The organism is Planctobacterium sp. AWH2_060 (assembly GCF_056158425.1).
Genome location: NZ_JBSWTG010000001.1, coordinates 3,574,855 through 3,591,001, shown reverse-complemented (window position 1 = coordinate 3,591,001; position 16,147 = coordinate 3,574,855). Strand labels below are relative to the sequence as shown.

Sequence of the window (16,147 nt, the reverse complement as noted above, 5' to 3'; positions counted from 1 at the left end):
TTGTTCTGCGCTATACGTCCAGGTTTGTCACTTTCAGAGCGTTTTCCTGAATAAACAGTTTTCTTGGTTCAACATTATCCCCCATCAAAGTGGTAAATAATTGATCGGCACCAATCGCATCTTCAATAGAAACCTGTAACATTCTGCGAGTTTCAGGATCCATTGTTGTTTCCCACAACTGTTCTGGATTCATCTCACCCAATCCTTTGTATCGCTGTATGTACTGTCCCTTTTTCGATTCAGCCATCAACCATTCAAACGCTTCAGCAAATCGTGTACAAGGAAAGACTTTTTCACCGCGTTTAACATAACCATTCTCTTCAAATAAATTATTTATGGCTTTGTTTAGTGCGTTAATTTGTACTAACTCACCTGATTTTACAAAGTCAGAATTGAAGTTGAACGACGTATCGACACCATGTTGGCGAACAACGACAACGATTTTTGAGTTATTGTGCTCTTCATCATGTTCTGCGGTAACAGTATACAAAGCACCGTCTTTTTCACTTTCAGTTAGTTGAGCTTGGAACTTTTCTGCAAAGTTTGTGGCTTTGGCATTATCTTCCAGAACACTGCTATCCAATACCTCTGAGTAGACAAGGTTGTTCAGTATATGAATCGGATAAAAGCGTGACATTCGCTTAATTAATTTACTAGTGCTAGTAAACTGTTTAACCATTGTTTCAAGGCCCGCTCCCTGAATAGGAGGCGCATCATCATTAACATGTAATGAAGCACCGTCTAACGCAATGTTTGTAAGAAAGCTTTCTAATGCCTCATCATCTTTCAGGTATTGTTCCTGTTTTCCCTTTTTCGTTTTATACAACGGCGGCTGAGCAATATAGATATGGCCCCGCTCGATAATTTCAGGCATTTGACGATAAAAGAAAGTAAGCAATAGTGTTCGAATGTGGGAACCGTCCACATCAGCATCGGTCATAATAATGATATTATGATATCTAAGCTTTTCAGGGTCATACTCGTCTCGGCCAATTCCACAGCCAAGAGCAGTAATCAGGGTTGCAACTTCCTGTGAAGACAACATCTTATCAAAACGTGCTTTTTCAACGTTCAGAATTTTACCTTTAAGTGGCAAGATCGCCTGATTTTTTCTATTCCGCCCCTGTTTTGCAGAACCGCCGGCGGAGTCACCCTCCACTATGTAAAGTTCAGATAACGCCGGATCTTTTTCCTGACAATCAGCTAATTTGCCAGGCAGTCCAGCCAGATCAAGTGCCCCTTTTCTTCTGGTCATTTCTCTGGCTTTTCTGGCGGCTTCACGAGCTCGGGCTGCGTCAATGATTTTGTTTGCCACCGTTTTTGCATCACCGGGGTTTTCTAACAAAAACTCACTGAGTTTTTCACCCATAGTCGTTTCTACAGCGGACTTAACTTCAGAAGAAACCAATTTATCCTTGGTCTGGGATGAAAATTTCGGGTCTGGTACTTTAACTGAAACGACAGCGGTTAAACCTTCTCTTGCGTCATCTCCTGTCGTGCTCGCCTTCTCTTTTTTGTTTAACTTTTCAGTTTCCATATAGTTATTCAGAGTACGGGTTAATGCGCCTCTAAAGCCAGCAAGGTGGGTTCCACCGTCACGCTGAGGAATGTTATTGGTAAAACAAAAGATATTTTCCTGGAACGAATCATTCCATTGCATTGCCACTTCAACAGTTACGCCATCATCACGCTCAGATACAAAGTGGAAGACATTAGGATGAATTTGAGTTTTGTTTTGGTTCAGGTATTCGATAAACGCTTTGATACCACCTTCATACATAAAGTGATCTTCTTTACCATCGCGCTCATCGATTAAACGAATAGAAACCCCTGAATTAAGGAATGACAACTCACGAAGACGTTTAGCTAAGATATCGTAATGATACTCTACATTAGTAAAGGTATCTTCACTGGGCCAAAAATGAATGGTAGTGCCGGTATCTTTACAACTGCCAACAGGCTTTAACGGATAGTTTGGCTCGCCATGGGTATATTCCTGTTCAAATATCTCTCCCTGGCGTCTGATACGAAGCATCAGTTTTTTGGATAAAGCGTTAACTACCGAAACACCTACTCCGTGCAATCCACCCGATACTTTATAGGAATTATCGTCAAATTTACCACCTGCGTGCAGTACCGTTAAGATAACTTCTGCTGCAGATACGCCTTCTTCAGGATGTATTTCGGTAGGTATTCCTCGACCATCGTCTTGAACTGATATTGAACCATCAAGATGTATTTTCACGATAATATCAGAACAGTGGCCTGCAAGCGCTTCATCGATAGAATTGTCCACCACTTCGAAAACCATGTGATGCAATCCTGTACCGTCATCGGTATCACCTATATACATCCCAGGTCTTTTTCTAACCGCGTCAAGGCCCTTTAGAACCTTGATACTAGACGAATCATAATTATTGTTTTGTTCAGACATTGTATTCCTCGATGACATCACCTTGTTTCACGTGAAACAATTTAAAATTTGAAAAGTGTTTCTCAATACTCGTAAGTAGTGTGTCTTTGGTTAAAGTCGTAATAAAGAGTTGTAGAGGTAAACTCGATAACTTATGAAGTAATAAAGATGTGAATTTTTGATCCAATTCAGCCATCAGATCATCGATCAAAACCAATACGTTCTTATTAGTTTTGTTCGCTATAGTTTTTAAGACAGAAATAATCAGAGTCAAAGTTATTGATTTTTCTTCACCGCGGCTAAAACTCTTCTTGCCCTGCTGTGTCGAAATCCTTAAGTCACACTTGTGATAACCCAAAGTTGTGTAACCTAACTTCAATTCTAACTCTCGTTTATTGGCCAGTTCTTGATGAAGCTCAGTGTCTACCTTCCATGGATAATTGATCTGTATCCCATTTACCTTTTCAAACAAGGAAAAGCTGTCGGCTACATCGACCTCAGAAATATTACACTCGGCCTCAAATTGTAGATTTAGATCTTTTACCTGTTCATCAGATAAACGCTTTAGTTCTACTGAATACTTTGAGATTTCCTTTTCCCAAAATACAAGTTCTTCCTTTTGAACCAAAGTCTTCAGTAATTTGTTTCTGGAACTTAATGCTCTCAGTAAGCATTGATAGGTTTCATTGAACTTAGGTTCCACGTGAAACAAATACCAAAACAGTAAGTTTCTGCGGTTTCCTGGTGAACCAGATAAAATAGCATCGCTTTGAGGAGAGAAATAATAAACAGGTAATAGTGATGCTAAATCAGAGCTTCGCTTAACTCTTTCGCTATTAAACTTAGAAACGCGCTCTTTATCTTTCAGCGAATAGCTGAGTCCAAATGGTAACTGTGACTCACCATCGTTTACTCTACCATGAATTAAAAAATTGCTTTGTTGATGTGCTACAGCCTCACCTATTCGGGAAGTCCTGAATGATCGGCTATTCCAAAACATATGGACAGATTCCAGTAATGAGGTTTTTCCAGAACCATTTTCGCCGTAAAAGATATTGCACCTGTCTGAAAGGGATATATTACAAGAGTGAATATTCCTAAATTCAGATAGTACTAATTGAGACAGCACCATACTGGTCTTTTTATAATCTCATAGGCATAACAACATACAAACACTGGTCAGTAGATTCAGCTTCTATGAGCGCACTACTATTTGAATCAGCGAGAGTAAGCTTGATGGTTTCGTCGTCAATGGCCCCTAAAACATCGATTAAATAAGCTACGTTGAAACCAATTTCCAGGGTATCGCCCTGATAATCTACATCAATAATTTCAACAGCTTCTTCCTGCTCAGGGTTATTGGCCGTAATCTGAACTTCGTTGTTACTTAAGTCGACACGGATACCGCGAAACTTTTCGTTAGATAAGATCGATGCACGAGTCAGCGCTTCTTTTAATACCATCTTATCCGCTTTAATAATCTTATCACCATCTCTGGGTAAGACTCTGCGGTAATCAGGAAAACGCCCATCTACCAACTTACTGGTAAAGATAAAATCAGAAGAATAAAGACGGATGTGGTTAGAACCAATTTGAATCTTCAAAGAGGTATCTTCATCACCTATAAGACGAAGAATTTCCATTACCCCTTTTCTCGGAATAATAACCTGATTGGTGGCGAACGCTGCACCTTCCAGGGTATGTTTACTTAGTGCCAGTCTGTGACCGTCAGTGGCTACAGAACGGATTAAATCGCCTTCCAATTCCAGCGATAAACCGTTGAGATAATAACGAACATCTTGCTGAGCCATACTGAAATGAGTTTTCTCTATTAAAGAACGCAAATTCTTTTGAGACATTTCAAATTCAATTTCGCCTTCCCAATCTTCCAGATTAGGATAGTCGTCAGCAGGCAAAGTGGAAAGTGTATAACGGCTGCGCCCGCTCTTTACCAATACCTTATTGCCATCGACAGAAAACTCTATATTTGCTTCATTGGAAAGACTTCGGCAGATGTCGAATAACTTTCGGGCAGGAACTGTTACTTCACCGTCTACAGAATCACTGGCCAAAGCCGTACTGGAAATTAACTCCACTTCCAGGTCGGTACCTGTCAACCACAGAGAGCCATTTTCTACTTTAATCAGAACGTTAGACAGTATCGGTAAGGTATGCCGTTTTTCTACTGCACCTGATACCAGTTGTAATGGAGTTAAAAAGTCTTCGCGCGCTATCGAAAATCTCATTTTTATTCTCTTTTTATGACGACAAGGTTCGAATTAAATTCTGAAAGTCTTCCTTCACACTGTGGTTTTCGTCTTTCAGTTCTTTTACTTTGCGGCAAGCATGCAACACAGTTGTATGATCTCTACCACCGAAGGCATCGCCAATCTCAGGTAAACTATGATTGGTTAATTCTTTAGCCAGCGCCATCGCAATTTGTCTCGGACGAGCAACACTACGACTCCGGCGCTTGGACAATAAATCAGATACCTTTATTTTATAGTATTCGGCGGTAGTTTTCTGAATATTGTCTATTGTTACAAGTTTATCTTGAAGTGCAAGTAAATCTCTTAGTGCATCCCTGACAAATTCAATGGTAATAGGCTTACCAGTAAAATTGGCATTGGCAATAACCCTGTTAAGAGCCCCTTCCAATTCACGAACGTTGGTACGCAATCTCTTTGCTATAAAGAAAGCCACTTCGTTGGGTAAATTCACCCGGTTCTCTGCTGCTTTCTTCATTAGGATCGCAACACGGGTTTCTAGCTCGGGAGGCTCAATGATAATGGTTAATCCCCAACCAAATCGCGACTTTAACCTGTCATCAACACCGTCGATCTCTTTTGGATAACGGTCAGAAGTTAATATAACCTGTTGATTTTCCTCAAGTAATGCATTAAATGTGTGAAAAAACTCTTCTTGCGAACGCTCTTTATTAGCAAAGAACTGAATATCATCTATTAATAATGCATCTACCGAACGGTAATATCGTTTGAATTCTTCAATAGCATTGTTCTGTAGCGCTTTAACCATGTCCTGAACAAATCGCTCAGAATGCATGTAAACCACATTGGCGTTGCTCTTCTTCTTGAGAATGCCGTTACCCACAGCGTGTAGCAAGTGAGTTTTACCTAAACCCGTACCACCATAGATAAACAGGGGATTGTAAGAACCGCCTGGATTATCAGCGACTTGCTGAGCTGCTGCACGGGCCAGTTGGTTACTCTTACCCTCAACAAAGTTATCAAACTGATAATTAAGGTTGATATTACTTTTGTGGGTAGCAGGTTTTATTTCGGGTTGCGCCGGTTTTACCTGATTGTTGTTCACCGGAGCTGCCGCTCTTGTATCGACAAACTGTGGCGTCTTTGGCGCTGCAGCAAATTGAACAGGTGCAACGGGTGACTGAGGAGCCGGACTGGATTGTTTGCGATTGGTGATCACATCAAATCGCAATGTGAGCTGATTATTATCAGAAAACTCAGCAATCAGATCGCTTATTTGTCCGAGATACTTATCCCGTACCCAATCTAATACAAAACGATTTGGCGCAAATAATGTTAAACAATCACCCTCGACCTCAGGCTCTAAAGGCCTCAGCCACATACTATATTGTTGAGCAGGTAAATCTTCCTGAAGTCTTTTTAGACAACTTTGCCAAATTTGCATGTATATTTTGTATTTTTATTGGGGATTTTAAGCAGACTGTGAATTATCGTATAACTGGCTTTAAAAGTACATTCCAATTCAAAAAATAGTCTTAAAACTCAACTATCACACTGAATTACAAAGAGTTTGAGATCAGAGCTTGGACACCTGCAGATTCTGACCAAACAGTCTGATTATGCTACTTCTGCATATATTTTAGGCTTCTTAAAAATACTCCTGTGGATAAACTGTGAATATAAGGTTTAAAACTTGTCCAAAGCCTGTTAAATATTAATTAAATCTAAATTGATCAGCTAAACACTAAAAGAAAAGCAGTAATAGTGTTGATCTTTAACTATAAAGTCTTTAGAATTGCGCGTCCTTAAATCGGGGGTAACCCTATTTATTTCAACCAACTGCGGCAGATATTAAGATGAAAAGAACTTTTCAACCCAGCAATCTGAAGCGTAAGCGCAGTCATGGATTCCGTGCACGTATGGCTACTAAAAATGGACGTAAAGTTCTTGCCGCACGTCGTGCTAAAGGCCGTGCCCGCTTATCAGCTTAAGTGTTTGATATGATCTCAAAGTGAGTTCTCAGGATTTTTCCAAAGAGTTTAGGTTGTTAAAACCAGCTCACTTTGAGCATGTCTTTCAAGACGCTACCCCAGCAGTATCTCCTCAAATTACCGCTCTTGCCAGATTAAATAATCAGACTAATCCCAGATTAGGCATTACTATACCTAAGAAAAGAGTTAAAAGGGCTGTAGACAGAAACAGGCTCAAGCGATTGATCCGCGAAAGTTTTCGTCAACAGGCTTATCGTTTTCCCAACATCGATATTGTTATTATTGCAAAATCCGGAATCGGGGAAATGGAAAATAAAGAAGTAACCTTGTTACTGGAAAAACTATGGAAAAAGTTGATAAAGCGTTGCGCCGAGCATTGATATTGTTCATACAACTTTATCAAAGGCTGATGTCGCCCATACTCGGGCAAAATTGCCGCTTTCATCCAACCTGTTCTCAGTATAGCATTATGGCTATTGAAGAGCATGGAGCCATAAAAGGTTTCTGGCTTACAATTCGTAGAATTATCCGGTGTCATCCATTGAATCCCGGTGGTTTCGACCCCATTCCGCAAAAAACTAAAAAGAACTGATATTATTATGGAATCTCAACGCAGCTTTCTCGTCATCGGACTGGCTTTGGTGTCCTTTTTATTATGGAACCAATGGCAAATAGACTATGGTCCAAAACCTGTTGCACCTGCTCAGGTAGCCCAAACAACTGATGCAGTACCGGCAGCTCAAACCGGTAACACCTCAGCCGATGTACCTGCTGGGCAAAGTCCTGTAGCCCAGGCAACCACAATTGGTAGCAGCAAAATCATCACAGTCACAACAGACAGTCATGAAGTGCAGATCGATACCAAAGGTGGTGATGTCGTTTCCGCAAAGCTATTAAAGTTTCCTTTGGAAATTGATAAACCTGAGCCTATTCAGATATTAAGCCCAACTAATGAGCTTTTATATGTGGCACAAAGTGGTTTGGTGGGTAAGCAGGGTCCAGATTCCAATCCTCAGGGCAGACCTGTTTATAGCGCAGCGGCTGACAGTTACAGCATGACAGAAGATACCTTGCGTGTACCACTGACTTTTGTGTCTGCAGAAGGTATTAGCTACACCAAGACCTTTGTCTTTACCCGAGACAACCACGCTATCAATGTGGAATATCAGGTAACCAATACCACTGACAGTAACATTACGTTCCAGCAGTATGCTCAGCTAAAACAGGTTACTGGTCGCAAAGGCGGAAGTATGTTTATGCCTACCTACCGTGGCGCGGCCTACTCCACCGAAGAAGAACGCTACAAAAAATACGATTTTTCCGATATTGCCGATGAAAACCTGAAGGACACTACCCTGGGCGGTTGGGTTGCCATGTTGGAGCACTATTTTGTGTCTTCCTGGGTTCCACCACAAGACGGTACTATCAATCTATATTCCAGAGTCGTTAATCAGAATCAGGCAGTGATTGGTTATACCGGCTCTCCGGTAACTGTCGCTCCAGGCGATTCAACAACCATTAGCAGCACCCTATATGTTGGACCCAAAGATCAGGAAACCCTGGCCAACCTGGCTCGAGGACTGGATCTAACGGTAGATTACGGCTTTTTATGGTGGTTGGCTCAGCCGCTATTTAGCTTGTTGAGCTTTATACAAGGCGTCGTTATCAATTGGGGCGCGGCCATTGTCATTATTACCATCATTGTGAAAGGTTTAATGTACCCGTTGACCAAAGCTCAGTATGAATCCATGGCTAAAATGCGCGCTTTAGCGCCTAAAATTCAGGCCCTGAAAGAGCGCTACGGTGATGACCGCCAGAAAATGTCTCAAGGCATGATGGAATTGTACAAAAAAGAGAAAACCAACCCCATGGGCGGCTGTTTTCCATTATTACTACAAATGCCGATATTCCTGGCCCTATATTGGGTACTACTGGAATCTGTAGAATTACGCCATGCTGATTTCATTTTCTGGATTGAAGATCTATCGGTCATGGATCCTTATTTCGTACTACCAGTGCTCACCGGTGCCAGCATGTTCCTACTGCAAAAACTCAACCCGGTCACAGTGCAAGATCCGATGCAACAAAAGATTATGCAATGGATGCCGGTTGCCATGAGTATCTTCTTTTTATGGTTCCCGGCAGGACTGGTATTGTACTGGTTGATTAGTAACGTTATTACCCTGGTTCAGGCAAAATTGATTTACGCCGCCATGGAGAAAAAAGGTATCAAAGTAAGTTAAAAAAAAGCCCTGCAATCGCGGGGCTTTTCAGATACCTAAAATACATAAAGGAGCACTCTATATGCCATCTTTTGACATAGTGTCGGAAATTGAACTGTCCGAATTACAGAATGCAGTTGATAACGCAAATCGCGAAGTTTCCACGCGCTTTGATTTTCGCGGTGTCGATGCCAGCTTCAGCCGCAATGAGAATATCGTTAACATGACAGCCGAAGGTGATTTTCAGCTGCAGCAAATGCAAAGTATTCTCAGAGACAAATGTGTTAAACGCAACATTGATACCCGCTCTCTGGATATGAAGGATGTCAGCAAAACCGGAAAAACCTGTAAGCAGGACATCGAATTTAAACAAGGCATTGATAAAGAAACCGCCAAGAAGCTGGTTAAACTGATCAAAGATTCCAAAATCAAAGTTCAGACTGCTATCCAGGGCGAAGAATTGCGGGTCACAGGTAAAAAACGCGATGATCTGCAACAGGTAATCGCACTGATAAAAGGTGCCGAATTAGAGCAAGCCTTTCAGTACAAAAACTTCCGCGATTAAACACGACTATGTTGGCCAGTGACCAGGATACCATTATTGCGCAAGCCACCGCGCCGGGAAAAGGCGGTGTGGGCATCATCCGAGTTTCCGGAAAACTGGCCAGTGAGGTAGCCAACCGGTTACTAGGCAAAGTACCGAAAGTCAGAATGGCAGAGTACCTGCCATTTTACGACAGTAATCAGCAAGTTCTGGATCAGGGTATTGCGCTGTTTTTCAAAGCCCCCCACTCTTTTACCGGTGAAGACGTATTAGAACTACAGGGCCACGGTGGTCAGGTACTGTTATCCATGTTGTTGGATGAAATCGTTAAGATGGACGGCGTTCGTTTTGCCAATCCGGGCGAATTCAGCCAACGAGCCTTCTTAAATGACAAACTGGATCTCACCCAGGCAGAAGCCATCGCAGATATTATTGACGCTTCTTCTGCCCAGGCGGTAGAAAGTGCAATGCGCTCCCTGCAGGGCGAGTTCTCTAAACACATCCACGAACTGGTGGAACAGGTTATTCACTTGCGCATGTACGTGGAAGCTGCGATCGATTTCCCAGAAGAAGAAATCGATTTTCTGGCAGACAGCACAGTAACTGAAGGCGTAGATGCCCTGAAAACCAAAATGCAGCAAACCCTGGAGCAGGCCAAACAAGGCAGCATTTTAAGAGACGGCATGAAGGTGGTGATCGCTGGTCGTCCCAATGCCGGTAAATCCAGCCTGCTCAATCAACTGGCCGGCAAAGAATCAGCTATCGTCACGGATATTGCGGGTACCACCCGTGATGTACTCAGAGAACATATCCACATTGATGGCATGCCACTACATATCATCGATACCGCCGGACTCAGAGAAAGTCCCGACAAAGTGGAACAAATCGGAATAGAACGAGCCTGGCAAGAAATCAAAGAAGCCGACCGAATTTTGCTTCTGGTGGACAGCACAGAATCCGATGCCAGTGATCCAGCCTTGATCTGGCCAGAGTTTCACGCTCAGCTACCGGATAGTAACAAGATCACTTTGGTCAGAAACAAGGTGGACTTAAGTGGCGAAGCCCCGGGCTTTCACCGGGGCGAATATCCCATAGTCTCTCTGTCTGCCAATAACGGTGACGGCATTGAACAATTAAAGCAACACCTGAAGCAATGCATGGGCTACAATCAGACCACCGAAGGCCAGTTTAGTGCCCGCTCCCGACACGTAAAAGCGCTACAGGCAGCTCAGCAACATATCAACAATGGTTATGAGCAGTTAACCGAATTTCGCGCCGGTGAACTATTAGCGGAAGAACTGCGTATCGCACAGCAATTCCTTAATGAAATCACCGGCGAATTCAGCTCCGATGACTTGCTGGGCCGTATTTTCTCTTCTTTTTGTATTGGTAAATAATGCAGTCTCAAATTCAGATCATTACCGGCTCCATGTTAGGCGCAACCGAATATGTGGCAGAGCAGATTCAGTCATTACTGGAGCAGCAGTCTCTGCCCAGTGAATTACATCTGCAACCTGATATAAACAATATCCCTTTGCTGGGGACCTGGATCATCTGCAGTTCTACCCATGGCGCCGGTGATTTACCGGATAATATCCAGGCCTTTGCCAAAGCCCTGCCCGATTTGGATCTGCACCAGGTCCGGTTTATCGTGATTGCACTGGGAGATTCCAGCTACGACACTTTTTGTGTTGCCGGCAAAACCTTGTATGATTTAATGCAGCGCAGCAATGCAAACCCCTTAACCGAGATATTTTGTATCGATGTCCTGGAGCACCCCATTCCGGAAGAAGTGGCCGGTGACTGGTTTGCGACTTTATTAAAGGACGGTTTACTTGAATCAAACTGAACTGCAGTACCTCACCAAACCACTGCACAATTATTCAAGAATTCTGTATTTGCTCTACTTCCGTCCATCGGCCAATATTCACACGGGTATTTGTGCCGCACTCAGCTATAAAGCCATCCAGGAATTATTGAATAACGGCGGCGCTGACATCTCACTTGGCCGGGAAATCAACGAATTTATCGTTGAGCTGATTGCCGAGGGACTGCTACAGCCCTTAACTGACATCGACGACAGTGGCTCCTTAAGCGGTGTGCAGTTCAGACTGCCTTTAATTCTGCAAGACAGCCCGCAGGAAACTCAGACGCGTTTCAGACTCGGCAAAGACTGGCAGCCAAAACAAAAAACCTTTAATGAAATCGCACAATTGGTGGGTATAATCCAGAAAGAATACTCAGACACTGAATTGGGCGAGTTTGTGGCTTATTGGCTTGGCAGACCCGAACAGCAGTATTCAGAGTGGCAATGGACCCAAAAGTTCGTGCTACATATCCGGAAAACACGCCAACTCAAAGGCTACAATCCGGATGCAATCGTCGGCTATCAGCAAGTTAAAAAACAAGCTGAAGTCGTCATAGATGAAAACACCAAGAAGCTTATAGACAAATATCATGGAAAATCTTAACGACAAATTAAGAAAATTTTCGCAAACCCTGGGCAAAAATCTGGAGTCTACACCGGCCATGGATTATCAATCCATGCGCAAGGTCTATGAGTTACAAGCAAATCAGGAAGTACAACAGGCCCAACAACAAGCGCGTTTGCAAAGAGTAACCGCCCTTCAGGGTAAATCTGATCTCAATCCTAAATGGATTTTCGATAATCTGGAATTAGACAGTCAGGACGTCGTGGAAGCCGTCAGTATTGCCAAAAGCTTTATTGCCGCTCACCAGGATGTCAGCTGGCGCGAAAGCGGCTCCCATTTAATGCTGTTTTACGGCGATTACGGTCGCGGCAAATCCCATATTGCCGGCGCTATCGCCCATGAACTCATCAATGAACATGAGATCACCGTGTTGTATCGCCAGTTATCCAGTTTATTGGAACTGCGCTTTTTCTCCTGGGATTACAAAGCTCAGGATAACGTAGCGGAAAAATTCCGGGAAATTAACCGGGATTTGATTGAAGTAGACTTACTGATCCTGGATGAAGTCTGCGTTAACGAAACCCAGCTCAACAAAAATGCTCAAAGCTGGTTAGGCAACCTGTTAAGACAGCGTCTGGCCAACAAAAAGAACTGCATTTTGATCACTAACCACGATCTGCCTCAACTGCAAAACGCACTGGGTCAGTACTGCTTTGAATCCATCAAAGAGTACGATACCTACAAGGTTAAATTCAGCGGCCCCAGCCGCCGTGATGAACTGTTGGACGACCCTTCCGGCGGATACACGCCAAATTCGGGCTACAGCCCTAATCAGGTGAAATAAAGCACTAACGTAAATGACTATTCTACTGCCGAAACCAATATTCGGCAGTTGCTTGTAGAATGTAGGTCGGAATTGAGCGCCATGGATGGCGTGAATGTCTTTTTTGCAGGGAGCAAAAGGAAACAGTTCTGGGAGGTTGCATCACTAACACTCCCAGTTTGGAGTTGAACTATTTCTTTAGATTATGCCGCGTCCTCACCTTCTACTTCCCAGCCTGGAAAAACAAGTACAGCTGGATGGCATTTTAAAGCTCTCGCAAGAGACTTTGCGCGCTCTACTCCTAAATTGACACGATCATTTTCTATAGCCGATATCGTTGATTGAGGAATATCCGCCAATTTCGCTAAATCATTTTGACTTAGTTCTTGAAGCTCGCGCATGATGCGGACCGATTCGCCGCTCGATATTGAAACTCGCTTCTTAGCTTTTTGAAAATCTACCATTATGGCCTCCTGCGATAATCATGAGGTGTTACCTCTACCACCTGGACATACATTTCTCCGTTTTCAACGGAATAAATCATCGTTCAATGATTTTAATACTATCTTAGCAAACCGTAATCCTTCAATATCTGTGATCTGATGTGAATCTTCTAAGGGGCGAGCCCCTTAAACCCTCATTCGCCCATGGTGCGAGAAAGCATAAGCTGCAAGGACAGAACCTAAAGACCACTTGTAGGTTGGAATTTATTCCAACGAAGGTGCTAAATGCCAGTAACGCTGTCAGACTAAAGCCAGATCTGCAAAGACATCCCTGTTGCCCATCTTCAGGTTTTATCTGTCCTTTTCGCTTATCTCGCGAATGGGCCTGAAATGTCCGGACTTCGAACTTTGCGACAAAGGATTATTGCGTGAGTAATAAAAGAGCAAAACACTTAACGTAATTAGATGACTGATTGTTTCAGATAGGTGCCAGTCGCTTTAGCCAAAATTAGCGACATTCTACGACGGCAATGTGCCAGTTGCAGTCGTTCGATTGTTTAAGATTGGACGAGTGCTTAGTACGTTTCGGTGCCAATGAATTATTTAGTGATTAATGCCAGCTTTGAACCACTTAAAGGCCCTTTTCGCTTGTCTTGCCAATCGGGCTGAGTCCCATGAAATTAAAATCCTACAATATAAGTTACAGTGGCCGACTGAAGGATATGTTATTTGGTATTAATTTCTGTTTAAATAGCATTTTTTTAAACATTTAAGAGCATGGTTTTGAATAAGAAATTTTTCTCAATGATGATTGTTGTGGCTTCATTTTTTATCGTTGAAGCGTTGCTTTCCGAGGCAAAAGGAAGTGATTTTCAGGCTGACAGGATGATGCTAAAAGCCAAAAAAGCAGTAGACGAAGGCGAGCATAAAAAAGCGGTAGCAGCATTTGATGCATTGTTTGCCATGCAGGTTGAGTTACCAGCATCCACTCACTTTTATTACGCCAATGCTTTATACAAAACATGGCAGCCCAATAAAGCAATTGAGCAACTTGAAACTTACCTGTCAAAAATCGATCGCAGTGATTCCAACTATATGGCCGCATTGGAGCTTTACAACTCGGCAGAAGAATTCCGCGATGAGAGCCATAGAATTATTGCAGAATTAAACAGGCTGGAACAACGCTGGGGCGAGAGTTCTAAACTATATGAAGATGCAGGTTATAAAAATCACATGCAAAGAAGTGTTGCCTCATACACCTTACAAACAGAAATATTGACGATCAAGTTTCACAGCAGTATAGAGGGTATAAACAAGTCATCACAAAAGCCATATATAAAAAAGTATGGCAATGTGGTCGAGAAGTTGCAGTTAACTGGCGTGTCCACGGAGATTGAATTTAAAGAATCGTCCAATAGTATGCTCCTTAAATGCAAAGAGTTGCAGCTTGGGTGTTTTTATTTCGAAACCACCTACACCGAGAATGGTTTTTATTATGATAAAGAACGGTATGTGGCAGGCGAGACCGAGAGATCTGAGGATGTCGATACTACCTATATCAGGTCAAATTTTAACGGCAAGCCCGAATTGGTAATTGACTTATTAAAACAGCTCTTAAGGTTATATCAGGAAAGTTAACGGGTGATTTCCATAAGGCGATTGATTTTGTGTTTATTGGCACTGGCTCAGAGCCTAACTGCCCTTGCTGCTGTGCCTGATATCACTGGAGAGGGTGTTGAGAACCGACATTGTCAAAAATTGGATGAAACCAATTCCCCCCACATTGCTGAGCTTTGTTTCAGTTACGATTTTCAGTTTAAGCTAACAACACTGCTGGGTGAACCTGTAGATTCTTCGGTGGTGCAATGGTATTGGCCATCAGACATCAGTACTGCTGTAAGATTTCGTGACGGGGTTGAATTGGGAAGCCTGAGTCAGCAGAGCATACTGCAACATCCTGAATTTCAAAAATGGTGGCGCAAATTAGATATTGATGGTCGCTTGTATATAAACCTCGATCCTCAACCTTTAAATCCTTATGCCAATACCTCGTTTGTTTCAGACCCTGCCTTGGTGTTTGGACGAAAACAAAAACTCAACTTTAACGTACCGGGATCCTCTAATTGGGATGATTTATTTATTCGCAGTTTTGGCCAGAATTGTAAAGCGGTTGAACAGGAGTTTGCTAAGCCAAACATCAATAATCAACTCAACGAACAAGAAGCCCGTCAGTTTATGACCCGTTTTAGCGAGCGACACATAGCGCATAAATTCTGCAATGTGAGTCTATATGGGGCATTTGACCTGAAACACGCCATTTTTACTATCCTGAAAGAACATTGTGAACAGGAGTCTGGTAACTGTAAGACATCACAAAAGGCCAGCAAAACAAAAGTAAAAGATTGGTTTGCAGTAGATGTTGAAAAGCAGTCTGAAGAACAAGCAGGCTTAACTCAGCAAGAGATAATCGCTAAAAGTACCAGTAATGATGTTACGGATTGGTTTGTCGTGGATGAGTTAACCAAGAAGGAAGAAGCACGTCGCAAGGCTGAAGAAGAAAAGCGACGCTTACAAAAGCAGCGTGAAATTGAAAAGCAACGTCAGTTAGAAAAAAACAGAGAAGATGCCATCGCGGCTCAAAAAGAAGCTGAAAAAAAAGCGCTGGAAGCCAGATTGGGAGGCTGTCTAATCTATGCAGCCAAAAATAATTCCCGTTACCTGATCAGGAGTAAAGAAGATGACAAGTGTGCCTGGCGAAACAAAGGTGGTTTCAAGATAGTAAATGCTGACGGGCAGGTTCTAAGGGATTTGAATCCAAAATATATCAATTGGCGTGTTGCTGAGGATGGATTTTATTTATCGGAGGAGTTTTATATTCATTACAGCGAGGCTGAATCCTATTGCTCTCCAAGCACTGGCGTATCTATGGTGGATGTTTATTCGCTAACCGATCTGTCATTTATTACGTCAAAAAAAATACAGTACAGAGCGCCAGTTAATATTTGCTTTTCCAGCGGATAGTGTTGTTGTATCGTATGTTGAATTCGAAAC

The 16,147-nt window shown here is 42.6% G+C and carries 16 protein-coding genes; 11 read left to right on the top strand and 5 right to left on the bottom strand.

Annotated elements, in window-relative coordinates; all coding sequences use genetic code 11:
- Positions 1-10 precede the first annotated feature (10 nt).
- The 4 genes from gyrB to dnaA are packed head-to-tail and all read right to left on the bottom strand — an operon-like array spanning position 11 to position 6,085.
- On the bottom strand, positions 11-2,434 hold the full coding sequence (gene gyrB, locus ACXAD8_RS15320; protein ID WP_475230430.1) for a DNA topoisomerase (ATP-hydrolyzing) subunit B: 2,424 nt from the start codon (positions 2,432-2,434) through the stop codon (positions 11-13).
- Complete coding sequence (gene recF, locus ACXAD8_RS15315) at positions 2,427-3,545, bottom strand: DNA replication/repair protein RecF (protein WP_475230428.1); 1,119 nt, start codon at positions 3,543-3,545, stop codon at positions 2,427-2,429. The genes gyrB and recF overlap by 8 nt, the downstream gene beginning before the upstream one ends.
- Positions 3,546-3,555: 10 nt before the next feature.
- On the bottom strand, positions 3,556-4,659 hold the full coding sequence (dnaN, locus tag ACXAD8_RS15310) for a DNA polymerase III subunit beta (protein WP_475230425.1): 1,104 nt from the start codon (positions 4,657-4,659) through the stop codon (positions 3,556-3,558).
- A gap of 13 nt (positions 4,660-4,672) precedes the next feature.
- On the bottom strand, positions 4,673-6,085 hold the full coding sequence (dnaA, locus tag ACXAD8_RS15305) for a chromosomal replication initiator protein DnaA (RefSeq protein WP_475230422.1): 1,413 nt from the start codon (positions 6,083-6,085) through the stop codon (positions 4,673-4,675).
- A gap of 412 nt (positions 6,086-6,497) precedes the next feature.
- On the opposite strand from dnaA, the gene rpmH reads away from it, so the two are divergent.
- From rpmH to ACXAD8_RS15260, 9 genes are all read left to right on the top strand, one after another.
- Positions 6,498-6,632 (top strand): 50S ribosomal protein L34, encoded by a 135-nt coding sequence (gene rpmH / locus ACXAD8_RS15300; protein ID WP_014290886.1) that lies wholly within the window; start codon positions 6,498-6,500, stop codon positions 6,630-6,632.
- Between the two features lie 20 nt (positions 6,633-6,652).
- Positions 6,653-7,012, top strand: coding sequence for a ribonuclease P protein component (gene rnpA, locus ACXAD8_RS15295; protein WP_475230419.1), 360 nt, complete (start codon positions 6,653-6,655; stop codon positions 7,010-7,012).
- Positions 6,976-7,224 (top strand): membrane protein insertion efficiency factor YidD, encoded by a 249-nt coding sequence (gene yidD, locus ACXAD8_RS15290; protein WP_475230417.1) that lies wholly within the window; start codon positions 6,976-6,978, stop codon positions 7,222-7,224. The genes rnpA and yidD overlap by 37 nt, the downstream gene beginning before the upstream one ends.
- Before the next feature lie 7 nt (positions 7,225-7,231).
- Positions 7,232-8,875, top strand: coding sequence for a membrane protein insertase YidC (gene yidC / locus ACXAD8_RS15285; RefSeq protein WP_475230414.1), 1,644 nt, complete (start codon positions 7,232-7,234; stop codon positions 8,873-8,875).
- Between the two features lie 61 nt (positions 8,876-8,936).
- Positions 8,937-9,419, top strand: a complete 483-nt coding sequence (locus ACXAD8_RS15280; RefSeq protein ID WP_475230411.1) for a YajQ family cyclic di-GMP-binding protein — start codon at positions 8,937-8,939, stop codon at positions 9,417-9,419.
- An 8-nt stretch (positions 9,420-9,427) separates the two neighbouring features.
- Positions 9,428-10,795: a tRNA uridine-5-carboxymethylaminomethyl(34) synthesis GTPase MnmE gene (gene mnmE, locus ACXAD8_RS15275; RefSeq protein WP_475230409.1), complete on the top strand. Its 1,368-nt coding sequence runs from the start codon at positions 9,428-9,430 to the stop codon at positions 10,793-10,795.
- Positions 10,795-11,247: an FMN-binding protein MioC gene (mioC, locus tag ACXAD8_RS15270; protein WP_475230406.1), complete on the top strand. Its 453-nt coding sequence runs from the start codon at positions 10,795-10,797 to the stop codon at positions 11,245-11,247. The genes mnmE and mioC overlap by 1 nt, the downstream gene beginning before the upstream one ends.
- A complete protein-coding gene (locus ACXAD8_RS15265) occupies positions 11,234-11,869 on the top strand; it encodes a DnaT-like ssDNA-binding domain-containing protein (protein WP_475230404.1) in 636 nt (211 codons plus the stop codon). The genes mioC and ACXAD8_RS15265 overlap by 14 nt, the downstream gene beginning before the upstream one ends.
- Positions 11,856-12,674 carry an ATP-binding protein gene (locus ACXAD8_RS15260; protein ID WP_475230401.1) on the top strand — a complete coding sequence of 273 codons (819 nt, stop codon included), beginning with the start codon at positions 11,856-11,858 and terminating at the stop codon, positions 12,672-12,674. The genes ACXAD8_RS15265 and ACXAD8_RS15260 overlap by 14 nt, the downstream gene beginning before the upstream one ends.
- 182 nt (positions 12,675-12,856) lie before the next feature.
- On the opposite strand, the gene ACXAD8_RS15255 is transcribed toward ACXAD8_RS15260, so the two are convergent.
- Complete coding sequence (locus tag ACXAD8_RS15255) at positions 12,857-13,117, bottom strand: helix-turn-helix transcriptional regulator (RefSeq protein WP_229530447.1); 261 nt, start codon at positions 13,115-13,117, stop codon at positions 12,857-12,859.
- Positions 13,118-13,879: 762 nt separating this feature from the next.
- Here ACXAD8_RS15255 and ACXAD8_RS15250 point away from each other — a divergent pair.
- Positions 13,880-14,734, top strand: a complete 855-nt coding sequence (locus tag ACXAD8_RS15250; protein WP_475230397.1) for a hypothetical protein — start codon at positions 13,880-13,882, stop codon at positions 14,732-14,734.
- Positions 14,735-14,737: 3 nt separating this feature from the next.
- Positions 14,738-16,117, top strand: a complete 1,380-nt coding sequence (locus ACXAD8_RS15245; RefSeq protein ID WP_475230395.1) for a hypothetical protein — start codon at positions 14,738-14,740, stop codon at positions 16,115-16,117.
- Positions 16,118-16,147: the final 30 nt, after the last annotated feature.